General features: G+C 54.6%; 13 protein-coding genes and 1 tRNA gene. 6 read left to right on the forward strand and 8 right to left on the reverse strand.

Annotated elements, in window-relative coordinates; translation table 11 throughout:
* Positions 1 to 202: 202 nt before the first annotated feature.
* Entirely contained in the window at positions 203 to 1117 is a 915-nt protein-coding gene (locus H6G53_RS04025; protein WP_190354790.1) for a branched-chain amino acid transaminase, read from the forward strand.
* A gap of 88 nt (positions 1118 to 1205) precedes the next feature.
* Here H6G53_RS04025 and prfB read toward each other — a convergent pair.
* A protein-coding gene (gene prfB, locus H6G53_RS04030) for a peptide chain release factor 2 (protein ID WP_190531012.1) occupies positions 1206 to 2331 on the reverse strand; the annotation gives its coding sequence in 2 pieces (ribosomal slippage) (positions 1206 to 2255 and positions 2257 to 2331; 1125 coding nt in all).
* Positions 2332 to 3504: 1173 nt separating this feature from the next.
* Between prfB and H6G53_RS04035 the strand changes: the two genes are divergently transcribed.
* A complete protein-coding gene (locus H6G53_RS04035; protein WP_158234476.1) occupies positions 3505 to 4611 on the forward strand; it encodes a tetratricopeptide repeat protein in 1107 nt (368 codons plus the stop codon).
* Between the two features lie 390 nt (positions 4612 to 5001).
* Here H6G53_RS04035 and H6G53_RS04040 read toward each other — a convergent pair whose 3' ends face one another.
* The 3 genes from H6G53_RS04040 to H6G53_RS04050 all read right to left on the reverse strand — a co-directional run bounded on the left by H6G53_RS04040 (position 5002) and on the right by H6G53_RS04050 (position 8567).
* Positions 5002 to 5367: an IS630 transposase-related protein gene (locus tag H6G53_RS04040; protein ID WP_099531582.1), complete on the reverse strand. Its 366-nt coding sequence runs from the start codon at positions 5365 to 5367 to the stop codon at positions 5002 to 5004.
* Positions 5368 to 5406: 39 nt separating this feature from the next.
* Complete coding sequence (gene topA, locus H6G53_RS04045) at positions 5407 to 8214, reverse strand: type I DNA topoisomerase (protein ID WP_190531013.1); 2808 nt, start codon at positions 8212 to 8214, stop codon at positions 5407 to 5409.
* A 185-nt stretch (positions 8215 to 8399) separates the two neighbouring features.
* Positions 8400 to 8567 (reverse strand): hypothetical protein, encoded by a 168-nt coding sequence (locus tag H6G53_RS04050; protein ID WP_190531315.1) that lies wholly within the window; start codon positions 8565 to 8567, stop codon positions 8400 to 8402.
* A gap of 115 nt (positions 8568 to 8682) precedes the next feature.
* Here H6G53_RS04050 and H6G53_RS04055 point away from each other — a divergent pair, with 115 nt between their 5' ends.
* Positions 8683 to 9426, forward strand: coding sequence for a phosphoadenylyl-sulfate reductase (locus tag H6G53_RS04055; protein WP_347343090.1), 744 nt, complete (start codon positions 8683 to 8685; stop codon positions 9424 to 9426).
* 202 nt (positions 9427 to 9628) lie between these two features.
* Here the strand turns inward: H6G53_RS04055 and H6G53_RS04060 are convergent, their stop codons facing one another.
* Together H6G53_RS04060 and H6G53_RS04065 are read right to left on the reverse strand one after the other, a co-directional pair.
* Positions 9629 to 11350, reverse strand: coding sequence for an AarF/UbiB family protein (locus tag H6G53_RS04060; protein ID WP_190531284.1), 1722 nt, complete (start codon positions 11348 to 11350; stop codon positions 9629 to 9631).
* A gap of 252 nt (positions 11351 to 11602) precedes the next feature.
* Positions 11603 to 11749 carry a hypothetical protein gene (locus H6G53_RS04065; protein WP_190531014.1) on the reverse strand — a complete coding sequence of 49 codons (147 nt, stop codon included), beginning with the start codon at positions 11747 to 11749 and terminating at the stop codon, positions 11603 to 11605.
* Between the two features lie 120 nt (positions 11750 to 11869).
* On the opposite strand from H6G53_RS04065, the gene H6G53_RS04070 reads away from it, so the two are divergent.
* Positions 11870 to 11941, forward strand: a tRNA-Val gene (locus tag H6G53_RS04070).
* A 409-nt stretch (positions 11942 to 12350) separates the two neighbouring features.
* Here H6G53_RS04070 and H6G53_RS04075 read toward each other — a convergent pair.
* Together H6G53_RS04075 and H6G53_RS04080 are read right to left on the reverse strand one after the other, a co-directional pair.
* The gene (locus tag H6G53_RS04075; protein WP_190531015.1) at positions 12351 to 13979 is read right to left on the reverse strand and encodes an alpha-D-glucose phosphate-specific phosphoglucomutase; all 1629 of its coding nucleotides are present in this window, start codon (positions 13977 to 13979) and stop codon (positions 12351 to 12353) included.
* A 220-nt stretch (positions 13980 to 14199) separates the two neighbouring features.
* Positions 14200 to 14730: a DUF4330 domain-containing protein gene (locus tag H6G53_RS04080; protein ID WP_099532700.1), complete on the reverse strand. Its 531-nt coding sequence runs from the start codon at positions 14728 to 14730 to the stop codon at positions 14200 to 14202.
* A 274-nt stretch (positions 14731 to 15004) separates the two neighbouring features.
* Here H6G53_RS04080 and H6G53_RS04085 point away from each other — a divergent pair, with 274 nt between their 5' ends.
* On the forward strand, positions 15005 to 16195 hold the full coding sequence (locus tag H6G53_RS04085) for an RNA-guided endonuclease TnpB family protein (RefSeq protein WP_190531016.1): 1191 nt from the start codon (positions 15005 to 15007) through the stop codon (positions 16193 to 16195).
* Positions 16196 to 16270: 75 nt separating this feature from the next.
* Positions 16271 to 18013 (forward strand): 2-succinyl-5-enolpyruvyl-6-hydroxy-3-cyclohexene-1-carboxylic-acid synthase, encoded by a 1743-nt coding sequence (menD, locus tag H6G53_RS04090; RefSeq protein WP_190531017.1) that lies wholly within the window; start codon positions 16271 to 16273, stop codon positions 18011 to 18013.
* The last annotated feature ends 32 nt before the right edge of the window (positions 18014 to 18045 follow it).

The raw sequence follows: 18045 nt of genomic DNA on the forward strand, positions 1-18045 counted from the left end.
TGTCAATGGCATCGATGTGAATTGCATCGATCCAGACAAGGGGCTTAAGCCCCTTGCCCCCCACGATCCCATAACGCAAGAATCAGGGTTTCGGGGATTTGATGACAGCCCCTAGACCCCTTGCCCTCGACGAATTCGTTCATCACTGCTTACCCGTTTGATCGCCTGGTTTTTGTTGATTTCGATTCCGCAGCAACCCGCCATGCACCAAAATTTCATGCCGATCGCCTACTACAAAGGCGAATTTATTCCCTTCGAAAATGCCAACCTGTCGATCGCAACCCACGCGCTGCACTACGGCACGGGGGCCTTTGGCGGGTTGCGCGGGATTCCTGACCCGGCGGATCCGAACACGATTTTGCTGTTCCGGCTCGATCGCCACAGCAAGCGTCTCAGCCAAAGCGCCAAATTCCTGCATTACGATTTGCCCGCCGACAAAATTCTTTGGGCGATCGAAGAATTTGTCCGCCAAAACAAACCGACCAAATCGTTTTATATCCGCCCCTTTGTTTACACCTCTGACTTAGGGATTGCGCCCCGTTTGCACAGCGTGGAAAAGAGCTTCTTTATCTACGGTTTGGAAATGGGCGATTACCTGTCCCAAGAAGGGGTGGCTTGCCGGATTAGCTCCTGGGTACGCCAAGAAGATCGCAGCCTGCCGTTGCGCGGCAAAATCGCGGGTGCTTACATCACCTCATCCCTAGCCAAAACCGAAGCGGTAGAGTCGGGTTTTGATGAGGCAATCATGATGAATTCCCAAGGCAAGGTGAGCGAAGCCTCGGGGATGAACGTGTTTTTGGTGCGCAATGGCACGTTGATTACACCTGGTTTTGAGCAAGACATCCTGGAAGGGATCACCCGCGACAGCATTTTGACGATCGCCCGCGATCGGGGGATTCCCGTCGAAATTCGTCCGGTGGATAAAACCGAATTGTTCATCGCCGATGAGGTGTTTCTCAGCGGCACGGCGGCCAAAATCGCCCCGGTGAGCAAGATCGAAAACTACACCTTGGGGAGCGATCGCCCCGTCACCAATCTGTTGCGAGACACCCTCACGGCGATCGTCGAAAATCGCGAACCGGCCTACGCCGATTGGGTTCACAAAATCGCGCTGTAATTTCCCACAATCTCGACAGAATTGGTCAATCTCGTAAGGGCGTACGGCCGTACGCCCCTACCTGGAATCTCGACTATAAACCACTGGACTACAAGCCAACGGCATCAGCAGCTTGGCTTTCTTGGCGCAAATAGCTTTCGATAAATTGCCCCAAATCACCATTCATCACCGACTGAATATCGGTGGTTTCTAATTCCGTGCGCAGGTCTTTCACCAATTGGTAAGGGTGAAACACATAGTTACGGATTTGGGTTCCCCAGGCCGCTTCCACCATGTCGCCGCGAATATCCGCGATTTCTTTGGCCCGCTGTTCTTGGGCAATCACCAACAGTTTGGCCTTCAACAGAACCATCGCTTTTTCTTTGTTTTGCAGTTGCGATCGCTCTTCGGTACAACGCACAGCCAACCCCGTGGGTAAGTGGGTAATCCGCACGGCCGTTTCCACTTTGTTCACGTTCTGGCCGCCTTTGCCGCCGGCCCGCGAAGTGGTAATTTCTAAATCTTTGTCTGGGATATCCAGTTGAATGGAATGATCCAAAATTGGCATCACTTCCACGCCCGCAAAACTGGTTTGGCGCTTGCCATTGGCATTAAAGGGCGAAATTCGCACGAGACGATGGGTACCCTTTTCCGATCGCAAATAGCCATAGGCGTAGCGACCTTGAATTTCTAAGGTGACGGATTTAATCCCCGCTTCGTCACCTTCAGAAAGCTCGCTGATCGCTACTTTATATTGTTGTTTTTCTGCCCAGCGGGTATACATCCGCATCAACTGCTCGGCCCAATCTTGGGCATCGGTTCCCCCAGCCCCAGCGTTAATGCTTAAAACGGCTCCTTTGCTGTCGTAGGGGCCAGATAATAAGCGTTGCAGTTCCCAGGCATCCAGTTCCGCTGCCAATTGATTTAAGGAGGCGAAAGCTTCCTGGAGGAGACCATCATCGGGTTCTAATTCCAGTAGCTCCAGGGCGGCGCGGCTGTCGTTGAGGGTGTTTTGCCAGCGATCGATCTGTTGTAGATCTCCCTTGGCATCATTTAAATCTTGCAAAACTTGCTGGGCCTGGCTTTGGTCGTCCCAAAAGTCTGGCTGGGCGGCTAGGTTTTCCAAGTCGGCCACTTTGGCGTTCAAAGCAGCTTGGTCAAAGACAGTCCTGAGCGTTGCCCAGGCGATCGCACAGCAAATCAATTTGGCGTTTCAGGTCTGAGGCATCAAGCATAGGGTCAAATTAGCAATTAAGGCGATGAAACAAGGTAATAAAACGGGCTAAGCGCTGGGATTTGCGCTACTCATTTCTGTACATTTTCGTACAGGTTTGTGCGTTTTCGTTGGTCTTGGATCGGTTTTGGATCGGCCTTGGATCGGTCTTTGTTCGTGCTTACACATCTTGTTTTGCATACAGCCCTTACCTCGATTACTAAGCACAGTAGCCCGTAGGGTGGGCACTGCCCACCGAGCCGTTGCTTTATGGCATTTGCAATATGGCGTACCAATTATTTTAGGCAAAGGCTGTATCTTTGCAGGCCGCTGTCATTAGCACGATCAGCAAAGGGCGATTAGCAAACAGGATCAGTAAACAGTTGGCAAGGTCACAGCCTAAAGACTATAGCAATCCTGTGGCATTCTGCCTGTCTGCTTTTGCTGATGCGGAAGTGGAATTGCGATCGACCAGTCTGGGCTGGGCTGTAGCGACAATCGAGCCGCCCCTGTAAGTTCTAGGCGAGCTGTGGGCACAATAAGGCTGGGTCGTGGCCGTTTCAGAGGAGATGATCTCCAAAATTGATGCTGCGCCGCGACCGATTGCAGGGACTCTATAACCACCGAGCGATCGCTCACTGATGGGTTTCATCCCCTGTGGGGTGCTTGGGTGTTTCTGATAAGCTATCTGCCCAAATGGGTTTGTTTCTGAATGGCGATCTTTTTGAGTTCCATGCTTCAGAAAGGTGGCAGATTTGATCGCCAAATCTTAGAGGATGTCTGAACAGCGCCCTTAGGGACTTGCCGAATCCCGATGAGGACGAGGGTAAGGGGCTTAAACCTCTGATTTCGTTGATCGGCAGGGCAAGGATCGTCTCAATTCTGGCTTTTCAGACATCCTCTCGGGAGACAGTGACAGGTTCAAAGTTGCAATTCAGTGTGGTTGGTGCGCGATCGCTCCTAGGAGCTTGCAAACGCACTTTTCTGACCCAACGTATAATGAAACCGTTTAGGAATCATCAGTGGGCGTTGGTCAAACTTGCTCCTGATATGGCCTAATGGGTGGGCTGATTAATGGTTCAAGGGTAACGACCGAGCGGTTATTCCTAACGAGGCGATCGGGAACTTGAGAGATATGGAAGTGCAAATCCAAGATCGTGGTTGGTTTGCTAACCGTCATTTCTCGACATCGCCTATGTCGAATCCTGCCGGAGACTCTGGGGACGATATGGATTCGGATGAAACAATCACGACCAATGCCGACTTGCGAGAAGCGGAAACCACCATGGCCAAGCTGCTCCATGACGGTTTTGAGGCCTATCGAGAACGGCAGTTCAATCAGGCAGAACAGTTATTTGAGGCGTTGTTGACCTTGGCGATCTCGGTGAAGGATCACCATCGCGAGGAACGGGCCTATAACGGTCTGTTTTTGGGCTACTATGCCCGCCATCAGTATGAGCAAGCCCTGGACTGTGCGCGTCGCTGGCTGGCCACCACCCGGGCCCATGGCAATTGGCAAGGCCAAACCCACGCCTTGGCCCATTGGGGCAATGCTTGCCGTCACTTGGGCCAGTTCGATCGCGCCATTGTGTATCAACAGGAGGCCCTGGCGATCGCCCGAGACATGGGGGAGCTAGATAGCCAAATTGCCATCCTGAATAATTTAGGTTTGACCTACAAAGCCGCCGGGGACTATCCCAACGCGATCGTTTATCAGCGCCAAAGCCTGGATGCAGTGCGACAGGTGGGCGATCGGGAAGCCGAGCGGCAAGTGCTCAAGAATTTGGGCAATAGTTACTATGCCTGCGGCGATTACATCAGCGCGGTGGAATATTATGACCAACTGCTGCGGCTGTCCTACGCCAATGATGACTATGCAACGGCGAACCAGGTTTTACGCAGTTTGGCGAGCGCCTGTCGGCATCTGGGCAATATGCAACAGGCCATTAATTACTGCAAGCAGCGGCTAACGGTGACGCGGGCCCTCAAGGATTTGCGAGGTGAAGAGCAAACCCTAGGAGCGCTGGGTGTGGCCTACGATGCCCAGGCTGACTATGGCACGGCGATCGAGTATTACCAGCAACGGTTGACCGTTTCGCGCCTGATTCCTGACTTGGATGTGGAATTACAGGCGCTAGCGAGTTTGCGAGTGGCCTATTACTCGTTGGGGAATTATGCCAAAGCCAATGAGTATGCTCGGCAGCGGGAGGCGCTGGTGGGTCACTCGCCCGATGACTCGGAGGTGGATAGCAGTGCGGTGGAAACCACGATCGGGATGCTGAGTGATGAGGCGAAGAGCTAGGGTCGATCGTCGTTTCCCGGAATCAAGCGAAAACGGTTGATTTTTCATGCCCTCAATCATCGTGACAAGGGGCCTAGGGTCTGTCGTCAAATCGCCTGGCCCCCTGATGGCCTTGTTCTTCAAACCGATCAGTTCCGGGCCGCTAGCAAATTTTCTCTTGGACGGCGCTCGTTACTCCGCTCTTCATAGACGGGAACCCCTCGGGGTGACCAGCCGTACAAACCCAGCCGTACAAACAAGGGGCATCTGGCTCAAATCCGCTTTCGTCGCAGTAGACAATCGACCAGCCGGCCTGTTTCAGCGCCCGCAACTGACGGAGGTAGAGCTGGCGTTGGTGCGGGCAGCGTTGTCGATTTTCGTCGCAGTAGACAATCGACCAGCCGGCCTGTTTCAGCGCCCGTAACTGACGGAGGTAGAGCTGGCGTTGGTGCGGGCAGCGTTGTCGATAGCGAAGCTGTTTTTTTTACAAGTCACCTTCAGTTGCTTGAGTCGATAGCTGATCGCACTGGGACAAACCCCAAATTCAGCAGCTCGGTCTCGCAGGCGGGCATCAGGGTAGCGTCGCACATGGTCGAGGAGCTTTTTGGGATCGAGTTTTCGAGTCCGAATCTTGGGTAGGGGCTTGGGGGTTGGATTCTCTAACCAGCGGTACAGAGTGGCTCGACTCACCTGGAAGGTACGACTAGCGGTTGTGGGAGGCATTCCCTGCGCAACCGCAGCCAAGACTCGTTGTCTGAGGTCTTTGCTGTAGGTCATGCTGTCTCATTCCTAATTGAATATACTACAAAGCACGGTTTAGGAAGCCTTGCGGCGAGTGCTACTCGATCGGGTCGATCGGGTGGTTTCGCCTTCCGGGGCCTTGTCCTCGGTGGTTTTGGCTTTGCGGGTGCGAGTGGTTTTGGGAGCTGCTTCTGAGGCCGCTTCTGCGTCTGCGGTTTTGGCCTTGGTGGTTTTGCTGGTGGTTTTACCCGTCGTCTTGCTAGTGGTCTTGCTAGCGGTTTTCGTGGTTTTACCCGTGGTTTTGCTCGCAGTCTTACGGGCAGTCTTCTTCTTGCTGCCCGCTTTGGCCGCCAACAATTCCAACGCCTCCGCCAAGGTCAGGCTCTCCACGGTTTGCCCTTCTGCCAAGCCCGCATTCACCTTGCCATGTTGGACATAGATGCCATACGGCCCCTGATACAGGTTCACCGGTTCGTTATCGTCCGGGTGGGGGCCCAACTCGCGAAGCGGGGTTTTCTGTTTGCGGCTGCGGCTGGCCTTCGGTTGGGCCAATAGCTCCAGGGCCCGTTCCAGGGTGATGGTGGTGACATCATCATCGGCCTTGAGCGATCGGTAATCTTGGCCCCCGTCCTTGCCCATGTCGTGAACAATGTAGGGGCCAAAACGCCCAAGGCTGGCTTTGACGGGGCGGCTGGTCTCCGGGTGCTGCCCCAACAAGCGCGGCAAAGAAAGCAGACCCAAAGCCAGCTCAAGGGTCAGGTTTTCGGGGGTCACGCCTCGGGGCAAGGAGGTGCGTTTGGGTTTGGGATTTTCGTCAGTTACTTCGCCCAACTGCACGTAGGGCCCATAGGCTCCCGTCAGCACGTAAATGGATTCGCCGGTTTCGGGATGGTTGCCGATCGAAGCGGGGCCTTCGGTCTTTTGGCGAATCAGGGTGGCAATTTGCTCCGCGTCTAGATCAGCCGGGGTCAAATCCTTGGGCAAGGAGGCTTTGACCGTTGCGCCCTGGTCGTCCACGACTTCCACATAGGCTCCGTAACGCCCAATCCGAATATCGGCGTTCAAATCTTCCAAAACGATCGTGCGGGCTTCGGCCGGGTCGATCGCGCTTTCGCGCACCTTCACCTGAGTATCCAGTCCCCCATCGCCCAAGTAGAACTGACGCAGATAGGGCAGCCAAGAGGTTTTGCCCGTGGAAATTTCGTCCAAGGTGCGTTCCATTTGGGCCGTGAACCCAAAGTCCACCAGGTCAGGAAAATGATTTTCCAGAAGCCCCGTGACCGCAAAGGCCGTGAAGGTGGGAACCAGGGCATTTCCGAGCTGTTGGGCATAGCCCCGATCGACGATCGTGCCGATGATGCTGGCGTAGGTGCTGGGGCGGCCAATGCCTTCGCTTTCCAGCATTTTCACCAAGGCCGCTTCCGTGTAGCGGGCGGGGGGTTGGGTATCGTGGCGCAGGGCTTCCAGGTCTTGGCAATTGACCCGATCGCCCTTGGTCAGGGGCGGCAACAGCACTTCCCGATCCTCGATCGCCGCATCGGGATCGTCTGACCCTTCCACATAGGCTCGGAAAAAGCCCGGGAAGTCAATCCGCTTGCCGCTGGCCCGAAACTCAGCGTTTTCCACCCGAATTTGGGCCGAAACGAAGGTTTGGCGTGCATCGGCCATTTGGCAGGCCACCGTTCTTTTCCAAATCAAATCGTAGAGTTGCAGTTCCCGTCCGCTGAGGCCCGTTTGTTGCGGTGTGCGGAACGTGCTGCCGGCTGGGCGGATTGCTTCGTGGGCTTCTTGGGCTCCCTTGGCCTTGGTGGCATATTGACGCGGTTGGGGACTCAGGTAATTCGCGCCGTAGAGTTCCGTCACGCAAGCACGGGCCGCCTCGATCGCCTGTTGAGACAGGTGTACCGAGTCGGTTCGCATATAGGTGATATAGCCCTGCTCGTAGAGACTTTGGGCCGTGCGCATGGTGTCCCGGGCCGAGAGCCGCAGTTTGCGGTTCGCCTCCTGTTGCAAGGTGGAGGTGGTGAAGGGAGGCGATGGCTTGCGGGTGTTGGGTCGCTCCTCAATGTCCGCCACTGTCCAATCGCCCGATCGCAGGCGATCGCGCAGGGTTTGGGCCTGCTCTTCGTTGAGCAAAACAACCTTTTTGCCCGCCGCAATTTGCCCGGTGGCTTCGTCAAAATCCGCCCCCGTAGCCAATTTTTTGCCGTCCAGGGCCACCAACTTGGCTTCAAAGGGGCGATCGTCCAAGCTGGTCAACGCCGCTTTCAAGTCCCAATAGGTTCCGGTTTTGAATGCTCGCCGGGCCCGTTCCCGAATCACCAACATCCGCACCGCCACGGACTGCACCCGCCCTGCCGACAGGCCCGCCGCGATTTTTTTCCACAGCAAAGGCGACAGTGTATAGCCCACCAAGCGATCGAGAATTCGGCGGGTTTCTTGGGCATGAACGAGGTTATCGTTCACCTGGCGACAGTTTTGAATGGCCGATCGAATCGCCTCTTCCGTAATTTCATGGAAGACCATTCGTTTCACGGGCACTTTCGGTTTCAGAACCTGCAATAAATGCCAGCTAATGCTTTCCCCTTCCCGGTCTTCGTCAGTGGCCAAGACCAATTCATCAGCCAGCTTCAAAGAGTCTTGTAACTCTTTAACGACCTTTTTTTTGTCCTTGGGAATGACGTAAAGGGGTTCAAAGTTCTTTTCAATGTTGACCCCTAATTGGGCCCACTGTTCGCCCTTAACCGCCGCCGGAATCTCACTTGCCGATTGGGGCAAGTCGCGAATATGACCCATCGAAGCCGTTACCTGATAGCCAGACGGCAGAAAGTTACGAATGGTTTTCGCTTTGGTCGGGGACTCGACAATAACAAGGGTTGTCATGGATGGCGGAGGGCTGACCCAGTATTCCTAATATATAGATAGATCGAAACTTGGATAGATGACAGTGCGATCGCGGTCACAGGCTGAGGCGGACGACGCGATCGGGACAAAACGGGCGATCGAAGTGGCTGCAAAGACTAGCCGTAAAGACTAATTGGACAGAGTGGAAGAAATTTCGGGAAATGTCAAGTCGCGATCGCTTCGGTGACAAGATTGGCCGGCTTGGATGCATGGGCGCTGCCATTAACCCGGCTTTTGCCAACAGACGGCCGTTTGCTCACGATCGACGGTGGATCCCCTTCGGGGCCGGCCGCAACGCCAACCCTGAATCCCTGAATGGTCGTCGCCATCATAGAATGGATCCCTTGGACTTCAGCATTTCAGCAAATTGGGGTGGGATTGCCTCGCCGTTCGCTTCCCGCTCAATTGCGCTCAATTTTCATCACGATCCAAGGGAGAACACCAACCGTGACATCCTTAGCTGCCCCCGCCATTGACATTAACAGTTTGGCTCAGGAATTAGAGAATGAAAGCCCCCAAAAAATTCTCGATCGGGCCCTGAGTTTGTATGACAATCTGGCCATTTCCTTCAGCGGCGCTGAGGATGTGGTTTTGATTGATATGGCCCATCGATTGGGTAAGCCCTTTAAAGTTTTTACCCTGGACACGGGGCGGTTACATGCGGAAACCTATCAACTGCTCGATCGCGTTCGTCAACGCTACAACATCTCGATCGATGTGATGTTTCCCGATGCAGCGGCCGTGGAAGCATTGGTGAACGCCAAGGGGCTATTTAGCTTCTATGAAGATGGCCATAAAGAGTGCTGTGGTATCCGTAAGGTTGCCCCCCTGCGCCGTAAATTAACCACTCTGGATGCTTGGATTACGGGTCAACGGAAAGATCAAAATCCTGCCACTCGGGATAGTGTCCCGATCGTGCAAGTGGATGGTGGATTTTCCACACCCGACCATCAATTGGTGAAGTTTAATCCGCTGGCTAATTGGTCTTCCAGCGATGTTTGGATGTACATTCGCGCCTACGAAGTGCCCTATAACGCACTCCATGAAAAGGGCTTTATCAGCATTGGTTGCGAACCTTGCACCCGGCCCGTATTGCCCAACCAACATGAGCGGGAAGGTCGTTGGTGGTGGGAAGATGCGGGCAAAAAAGAATGCGGTCTCCATGCGGTGAACTTGAACGAGCAAAAGTAGGCTAGTAGCTCCAGCGATCAGCGCAACCAAAACGGATGCAACCATAACAGACAAGGGGCTTAAGCCCCTTGTTCCATAGCTTAAGCCCCTGATCTAATTGGTTAAGTTTTCGTTGGTTTTCGTCAGTTTGCGTTGGTTGACGTTAATTGGTTGGTGTGAATTAGTTGGCGTTCATTAACCACAATTAACTATGGGTTGCAGGCTAACTTTTAAAGGCGGCAGCCGGTGCGCCCCAAGTGGGCAACAATTGAGCAGCCCGATCGCGCGAAAACTCAGCGATCGCATCCCAAGCAGTGTCCAACGCCACTTGCATCAGGCGGCTGGGTTCCAAATCATCCTTCACCAAATCCCACAGGCGTTGCAATTCAGCCCCATGGAGGCGATCATCTTCCACTAGGGCCAACAACAACCGTTGACGCAGCAATTGCCCCTCTTCGGACATCAAATAGCGCAATCCCAAACCGGCGGTGGGAACCAGGTCAAACCCGGAATCTGAACGGGCGATCGCCAGCATATTTTCCAGGCGCGTCCATTGAAATTTGCCATCTTCAAACAGCACTTCAATCAGACGGCGACGCAGTTGGGGCGATTCCCCCATCAACAACCGTCGCGCCACGTAAGGATAGGCAATTTCCAGAATCTTGAACTGAGGATTCAGACTCAGGGCCAAGCCCTCTTGGGTGACGAGCGATCGAATAATCAAGGCAAATTTGGCCGGCACTCGGAACGGATAGTCATACATCAATTCCGAGAACCGATCGGTGACGGTTTTGAAGTTGAAGCTACCCACATTCCGCCCGATCGCCTCGCCCAAAACCGACTCCAACGCCGGAATGATGGGACGAATATTCGTATTCGGAGCCAGGAAGCCGAGGCGCACAAAATCCCCAGCCAATTCCTCATACTTCCGGTTCAACAAATGCACTACCGAATCCACGATCGTTTCCTTGGTGGATTCGTTTAACTGATCCATCATCCCAAAATCAATGTAAGCCATTCGACCATCGCGCAGGGCAAACAGATTTCCCGGGTGGGGATCCGCATGGAAAAAGCCAAACTCTAGGAGCTGTCGCAGACCAGAAGTGACCCCAATTCCGATCAAAGAATCCCGATCGAGACCCGCTTCCCGCACCGAGTCCGTGTTGGTCAGCTTGAGGCCATCAATCCATTCCAACGTCAGCACCCGATGGCTGCTGTAGTCCCAGTAAATGACCGGTACTTTGACCGTGGGATCATCACGGAAATTTTCACCAAATCGCTCGGCGTTGCGTCCTTCGTTTTGGTAATCAATTTCTTCAAAAAGTTTGCTGCCAAATTCATCCACAATCAGGGTCAAATCATGGCCCAAATTGAGCGGCAACCAGGGAGCGGCCCAACTGGCGCACCAGCGAATTAAATACAAATCAAGGGTCAAGGTTGGCAGCAGATTCGGCCGCTGCACTTTCACGGCCACGTCCTCGCCGCTGTAGAGCTTGGCGCGGTAGACCTGTCCCAAGCTGGCCGCCGCGATCGGTTCGGGGGAAATTTCGCGGAAGATGTCCCGCAGGGGGCGATCCAAGTCCGCTTCAATGATGCTGAAAGCCAGTTCCGTCGAAAACGGCGGGAGCTGATCCTGCAGTTTCTCAAGTTCCGCCAAATAATCCACCCGCACCAGATCGGGCCGAGTGGACAGGGCTTGCCCAACTTTGATGAACGTGGGGCCCAAGTGGATCAAAATTTGACGCAGTTGCTCGGCTCGCTGGCCCACTTGGTCAGACCGCTCGCCCCACAATTGATCGCTCAACCAGCCAAACACGAATGCAGCACTGAACCAAGCAATTTGCAACAGTCGCAAGATGCCAATCCAAGGTCGCCGGCCGTAAAATCGGGCAATTTCCTTGGGATCGTAGCGACGGGCGCGATTGCTGGTTGTGCCAGCGCGCAAATCTTCCAAAAGAACCGAAGTGGCGTTCACGCTAGCAGCCTCAACCAACCTAAAGCCGGTATTTATTTTAGCTGTAGCACCCGTATAGGAAACTACAAAAATCGAAAAACAATCAAAGCTTTTCGTTACAACCAGCTTGGGGGGTCGTCAAATCGCCTGAAACCCTGATGCTGCCGTTGCCGGATCGCAGGAAGCAAGGGGATGCAGCCCTTGGTTACAACCAGCCGATCGCATTGCCCCGCTCGATCGCCCTTATTTGATCGCCCCCGATCGCCCGTGGAATTGGTGTTCCCCTGGAGTGGCCCTGGAAATGATTACGCCCGATCGCCCCCGATCGCTCGAAAAATCGGGTGTTTCAGCTCCTGTACCGCTGCCCGATCGTGGCTGATGCGCGAGCATTGGCAAACAAGTTCCCAATGGAAGTTCAGAAAATGTTCAAAAAATTTTGCCAAATGACTTGAGCAATTGCGGTCACCATGCTAATCTTTGATTCTGCAAAGGCGGAAACGCACTGAGCGCGGGCGATTAGCACAGTGGTAGCGCACTTCCTTCACACGGAAGGGGTCACTGGTTCAAATCCAGTATCGCCCATCTAAACAGGTTCAACACAAGCTCAACGGGTCTTGATGGGCCAACTCACCAATTCAATCGAGAGTTTCGATCGAGGCTGTCGAGGCCAAGCCGGAAAACTCAGGGTTGATCAGCCAAGTATCCGGTAACTGATCCCAGATCCAGGATCGGTGAAAATGCGACCACGAAAGCCGCTCGCTGGGTGCAGAACTCGCCTCATCCTCAATAGGCCGCTTGCATCAATCCAGACCCTCACCCTAAATCCCTCTCCCGACTTGGGAGAGGGACTTGAAAATCAACAACGAAATCGCCGCTATTCCTGATTTCTGGCTCCCCTTCGCCCGCCTTGGGAGAAGGGGTTGGGGGATGAGGGCTGTTAGCTGATTCGCGCAAGAAGTCTAATCAGCAATCAGATCGCAGCGACTGATCGTTAGGTGATCACCGTGGGGCGATCGCGCCCGGTCAGGGACTTAATTTGGGCCACTTCCTCCGCGATCGCGATCAAATTCCCGAGGGCCACTTGGGTGTCTTGATCATGCTTGGCGGAATCGGGTTCGTAGCTTTCCAAATACAACCGCAGCGTGGCTCCCTGGGTTCCCGTGCCCGACAGGCGGAACACAATCCGGGAGCCATCCGTGAACCCGATCCGAATCCCTTGTTTTTGGCTGAGGCTGCCGTCCACAGGATCGGTGTAGGCAAAATCATCGGCGTAGTCCACCTCGTAGGAGCCGAATTTCTGGCCCTTCAGGTCGCCCAGCTTGACCCGCAGGTTATCGACCAGGGTATTAGCCCGATCGCTCTCCACCTCTTCATAGTCATGGCGGGAGTAGTAGTTGCGGCCGTAGGTTTGCCAATGTTCCCGCACGATCGCCTCCACAGACTGGCCACGCACCGCCAGCAAGTTCAGCCAGAACAGCACCGCCCAAAGACCGTCTTTTTCGCGCACATGGTTCGACCCCGTGCCGAAGCTTTCTTCACCGCAGAGGGTGGCCTTGCCCGCATCCAGCAAATTACCGAAGAACTTCCAGCCGGTGGGGGTTTCATAGCAATCAATGCCCAGCTTGGCCGCCACCCGATCGACTGCGGCGCTGGTGGGCATCGATCGCGCCACACCGGCCAAGCCTTCGCGATAGCCCGGAATGAGGGTGGCGTTGGCGGCCAACACGGCCAAGCTGTCGCTGGGGGTGACGAAGAAGTTACGCCCCAAAATCATGTTGCGATCGCCGTCCCCATCGGAAGCGGCCCCAAAGTCCGGCGCACCGTCGCCAAACAGAATTTCCACCAAGTCATGGGCATAAACCAGGTTGGGATCCGGATGCCCCCCGCCAAAGTCCTCCAGGGGCACACCGTTCATCACCGTGCCGGCCGGCGCACCCAACAGCCCTTGCAAAATTGCCTGGGCATAGGGGCCGGTCACGGCGTGCATGGAATCCACACAGGCGCGGCCGGTTTTGAACCAATCCCGCAGGCGATCGAAGTCAAATAACGACTGCATCAGAGCCGCGTAGTCGCTGACGGAATCGATCACCTCAACGGTCATGTCGCCCAGTTGGCTCGTGCCGGGGCGATCGAGATCCAAATCCGTCGCCTCCAGAATTCGATAGCCGTCCAGGGTTTTGGTGCGGTGATAAATCGCATCCGTCACCTTTTCGGGAGCCGGGCCGCCGTTGGCCGTGTTGAACTTAATGCCAAAGTCCGCATCGGGGCCGCCGGGGTTGTGGCTGGCCGAGAGGATGATGCCGCCAAAGGCTTCGTTTTTGCGGATCACGCAGGAGGCCGCCGGAGTGGACAAAATTCCCCCCTGACCCACCAACACGCGCCCCACCCCATTGGCCGCGGCCATTTTCAAGATTGTTTGGATCGCGGTGCGGTTGTAGTAGCGCCCATCGCCACCCAGGACTAGGGTTTGGCCGGCAAAATTTTCGAGGCTGTCAAAGATGGATTGAACAAAGTTTTCTAAATAATGCCGCTGCTGAAAAACGGGCACGCGCTTCCGCAGACCGGAAGTGCCGGGTTTTTGATCTAAAAAAGGCTGACTGGCGACGTGGTGAATATTCATAGGGTAATAGGGCGAAATTTTATGGGGTCATGGGGGCGATCGCCTCGATCGCGCTGATTGCCGAGATCGGTTCGATCGATGACTCAAAAGTCGATCATGCAAACAAACAGCGAGCAATCACGCAGAAATCAATCACACAGAAATCAATCACACCAAAGTAAAAATCTGCCCAAAAGACATGTGCCGGGAACTCGCACTAGCAGAAACCAAAAGACCAGTCCTATTTCTTCAGCAACCGCACATCAATCACGCTGGCATTGAAGTTATAGGCCTTTCCTTCTAATTCCACGGGAATGCCAATTTTGAGCTTGTTATTCCCCAGAACGGGCCCATTTTCCGTCATGGTGGCCTCGCCGCTGAGGGTCAAATACAGGTCACTGTTATATAAATCAGGGCGGGGATCTGGCAGGGCCTTCACCGTGCCATCGGGTTGAGGAACCAGGGTGGTGCGGGTGAGGGTTTGCACCGATTTCACGGTGATGCTGCCGTAGGGTTGGTTCCGAATAATCACGTTGGTTTTGCCGGAACTGGTCATTTCTTGGATCACGGTTTGCGGATCCCGAATGGAAAGACCCCGAGCCACCGCGTCAATTTCAACCATTTGTTTTACTGCGCCCACTTGGGCCACGGAGCCGCCGGTTCCGGGCACCAAGAAGATCCCAACCAGCACAAGCAGGATAACCAGGCCTGCACCGAGGTCTAAAATACTGAGTTTGCCAAGGAGGCGACCCTGTGAGTCGAGCAGTTTCATGGCGGTATGCCGAAGGTGTACGAAAGGGGCGAGGGTTGTGCAGCCCAAGACCAACCCCTAGATCCCAGATTCAAAATCCAAGATCCAAGGGGAAATGAGATCCAAGAACCTGCGCGGTCTAGATAACCTAGAAAGCCTAGACAGCAGTAAGGTTATCAGGTCGCACGGGAGCATGAAAACCTTGTCTCTTTAGAGCAAGGATAAAAGGCGACAGGGGTACTTTAGCGTCCGTCATTCTTATGCCAAGTAGGTCAGCATAAGATATAATGCAAATATGCTAATTCTTGAGTTCAAAGTCTACGGAAAGCCTGCTCAGTTCAGCGCGATTGATGAGGCGCTGAGGACTGCCAAGTTCATCCAAAACAAGTGCTTGCGCTATTGGATGGACAATAAAGGCTTGTCTAAATACGACCTCAACAAGTATTGTGCGGTGCTGGCAAAAGAATTTCCGTTTGCTAATGAACTCAACTCAATGGCTCGTCAAGCATCGGCAGAACGCACTTGGTCTGCGATTTCGCGGTTTTATGAGAACTGCAAAAAGCAGATCCCAGGCAAGAAAGGTTTTCCGCAATTTAAGAAAGACGTTCGCTCAGTGGAATATAAAACGACTGGGTGGAAACTAGCGGAGGATCGTAAATCAATCACGTTCACTGATGGTAAGCAGATCGGCAGATTGAAACTGAAGGGAACTCGTGATTTGCATTTTTACCAACCTAACCAAATCAAGCGGGTCAGATTGGTAAAACGTGCAGATGGGTACTATGTTCAATTTGCCGTATCTGTTGAACGCTTTGAAGTAGTCCAGCCTTCTGGTAAGGCGATTGGGTTAGATGTGGGACTCAACGATTTCTACGTCACTCAGGATGGCGGCAGAGCGGAAAATCCGCGCTTTCTTCGCAGGGGAGAGCAACGGATCAAGCAGGCTCAAAGGAGGGTTAGCAGAAAGGTTAAAGGGTCAAGCAATCGTCGCAAGGCAAGGGTGATTTTAGGCAAGCGCCATCTCAAGATAAGTAGGCAGCGTAAAGACCATGCTGTGAAATTGGCACGGTGCGTAGTTCAGTCTAACGACTTGATCGTCTACGAAGATTTGAGAATCAAAAACATGGTGCAGAATCACTGCCTTGCCAAGTCGATTAACGATGCATCCTGGTATCAGTTCAGAGTGTGGCTGGAATACTTTGGCAAAGTGTTTGGCAAAATTACCGTTGCCGTCCTGCCTCACTACACCAGCCAGGAATGCTCTAGCTGTGGCGCGATTGTCAAGAAAGGGCTGTCAACAAGGACGCATATTTGTCGGTGCGGAGCTGTTCTCAATCATGACCACAATGCAGCTAGAAATATCCTCAGTCGGGGATTGGCTACGGTAGGGCATACCGGAAGCTACGGTCTTGAACCGTGCAACGCTTGGGGAGAGGATGCCTCTACTTTGGTTGGGGAAACCCTGCCAAGGCAAGCAACCTCGTAGAATCAAGAATCCCTGTCTTTTTAGGGCGGGGAGTGTCAACACGCGGGTCATGCGCGGTTGGATAGGGGTTTGATCTTGGGGATAGATTTCACGAATCGCAATACGTTGTGGGCTTCGGTGTTGGCGGAAACGCTGGTGCGGGTGGGGGTGACGGAGGTGGTGATTTGCCCAGGCTCCCGATCGACCCCGTTAACGATCGCCCTGGCCAGCCATCCGCGAATGACGGCGATTCCGATTTTGGATGAGCGATCGGGGGCATTTTGGGCCCTGGGGGCGGCCCGGCGATCGCACCGGCCGGTGGCGGTGGTTTGCACATCGGGCACGGCGGGAGCCAACTTTTTCCCGGCGGTGATTGAGGCTCGCGAAAGTGGTGTGCCCCTGTTGTTGCTCACGGCCGATCGTCCACCAGAGTTGCGCGACTGTGCGGCGGGCCAGGCGATCGATCAGCTCAAGCTCTTTGGGATTTATCCCGTTTGGCAAGCAGAATTGGCCCTGCCGGAACCTCGGTTAGACCTGTTGGCCTATTTGCGCCAAACCCTGGCCCAGGCGGCCCAACGGGCGATCGCCGCTCCGGGCCCCGTGCATCTGAATGTTCCCTTGCGGGATCCGTTGCCCCCTTTGCCGGAGCCGGCCGTGGCCGATGCCCTGGCCCAGCTACGGGCCAATTGGCATGATCAGGAGTTCTTTGGGCATTTGCAGCCGGTGCGCCGACCGATTACCTTTTCCCGGTTGCCCTGGCAGGAGTTTTGGCAAGGGGCCCGCCAAACGGAACGGGGGCTGATTGTGGCGGGGCCGGCCCAACCGGCGGATCCGGCGGCCTATTGTGCAGCGGTGGGCCGCTTGGCGCGATCGCTCGGTTGGCCCGTGTTGGCGGAGGGCCTCTCGCCGTTGCGGAATTTTGGGGCCCTGAATCAGCACTTGGTGGCCCACTACGACTTGATGTTGCGTAATCCCCACCAGCGGGAACAACTGCGACCCACGATGGTGCTGCGGCTGGGGGGCTTACCAATCAGCAAGACCCTGCGCCTGTGGTTAATGGAAACCGACGCGCCCCAATGGGTTCTAGATCCGGGCGATCGCAACCTGGATCCCCTCCATGGCCGCACACGATCGATCCAGGGGGCGATCGAACTCTGGGAAACCCCGGAACCGGACTTGCCCCCCTCCGATTATTTGCAAACTTGGCTAGCGGGCGATCGAGCCATGGAAATCACCGTGAAACAGGCTCTAGCGGAACAGCCCCAACGTCTGGAGAGCAAAATCGCCTGGTTGTTGCCGCAAACACTGCCCGATCGCACCCCCATCTTCATTTGCAACAGTATGCCCGTGCGGGATGTGGAATATTTTTGGGGCATTAACAACCGGGAAATTCAGCCCTTTTTTAATCGGGGAGCCAACGGCATCGATGGCAGTCTTTCCACCGCGATCGGCCTCGCCCAACACCATCAACCGGCCGTGATGCTCACCGGAGATTTGGCCCTGTTGCACGACACCAACGGCTTCTTAGCCCGTCGCCACTTCCAAGGCAGCCTCACCATTTTGCTGATTAACAACAACGGCGGCGGCATCTTTGAAATGCTGCCCGTTTCGCAGTTTGAACCCCCTTTTGAGGAGTTTTTTGCCACACCGCAATCGGTCAACTTTGCCAGCCTCTGCGAGAGCTATGGCATTGAGTACCGGCAAATTACCCAATGGCAGCAGTTTTGCGACTCCTTGAGCCAACTGCCCGCCCAAGGCATTCGTGTGCTGGAATTTTTGTGCGATCGCAAGCGGGATGCCCAGTGGCGACAATCTTTTTTCCGGCAGTTGGCTGTTTAGGGCCGTGGGGGCGGGGTCTTCCCCATGTGCTT

The sequence above is a fragment of the Limnothrix sp. FACHB-406 genome (assembly GCF_014698235.1).
Taxonomy (GTDB): Bacteria; Cyanobacteriota; Cyanobacteriia; order CACIAM-69d; family CACIAM-69d; genus CACIAM-69d.

Bases quoted from the DNA above. Each gene is read 5' to 3' on its own strand.
- topA (WP_190531013.1), bottom strand. From the start codon at position 8,214: ATGACAACCCTTGTTATTGTCGAGTCCCCGACCAAAGCGAAAACCATT.
- H6G53_RS04085 (WP_190531016.1), top strand. From the start codon at position 15,005: ATGCTAATTCTTGAGTTCAAAGTCTACGGAAAGCCTGCTCAGTTCAGC.
- H6G53_RS04075 (WP_190531015.1), bottom strand. From the start codon at position 13,979: ATGAATATTCACCACGTCGCCAGTCAGCCTTTTTTAGATCAAAAACCC.
- H6G53_RS04035 (WP_158234476.1), top strand. From the start codon at position 3,505: ATGTCGAATCCTGCCGGAGACTCTGGGGACGATATGGATTCGGATGAA.
- H6G53_RS04025 (WP_190354790.1), top strand. From the start codon at position 203: ATGCACCAAAATTTCATGCCGATCGCCTACTACAAAGGCGAATTTATT.
- H6G53_RS04050 (WP_190531315.1), bottom strand. From the start codon at position 8,567: ATGATGGCGACGACCATTCAGGGATTCAGGGTTGGCGTTGCGGCCGGC.
- H6G53_RS04065 (WP_190531014.1), bottom strand. From the start codon at position 11,749: ATGCTCGCGCATCAGCCACGATCGGGCAGCGGTACAGGAGCTGAAACA.
- H6G53_RS04080 (WP_099532700.1), bottom strand. From the start codon at position 14,730: ATGAAACTGCTCGACTCACAGGGTCGCCTCCTTGGCAAACTCAGTATT.
- H6G53_RS04040 (WP_099531582.1), bottom strand. From the start codon at position 5,367: ATGACCTACAGCAAAGACCTCAGACAACGAGTCTTGGCTGCGGTTGCG.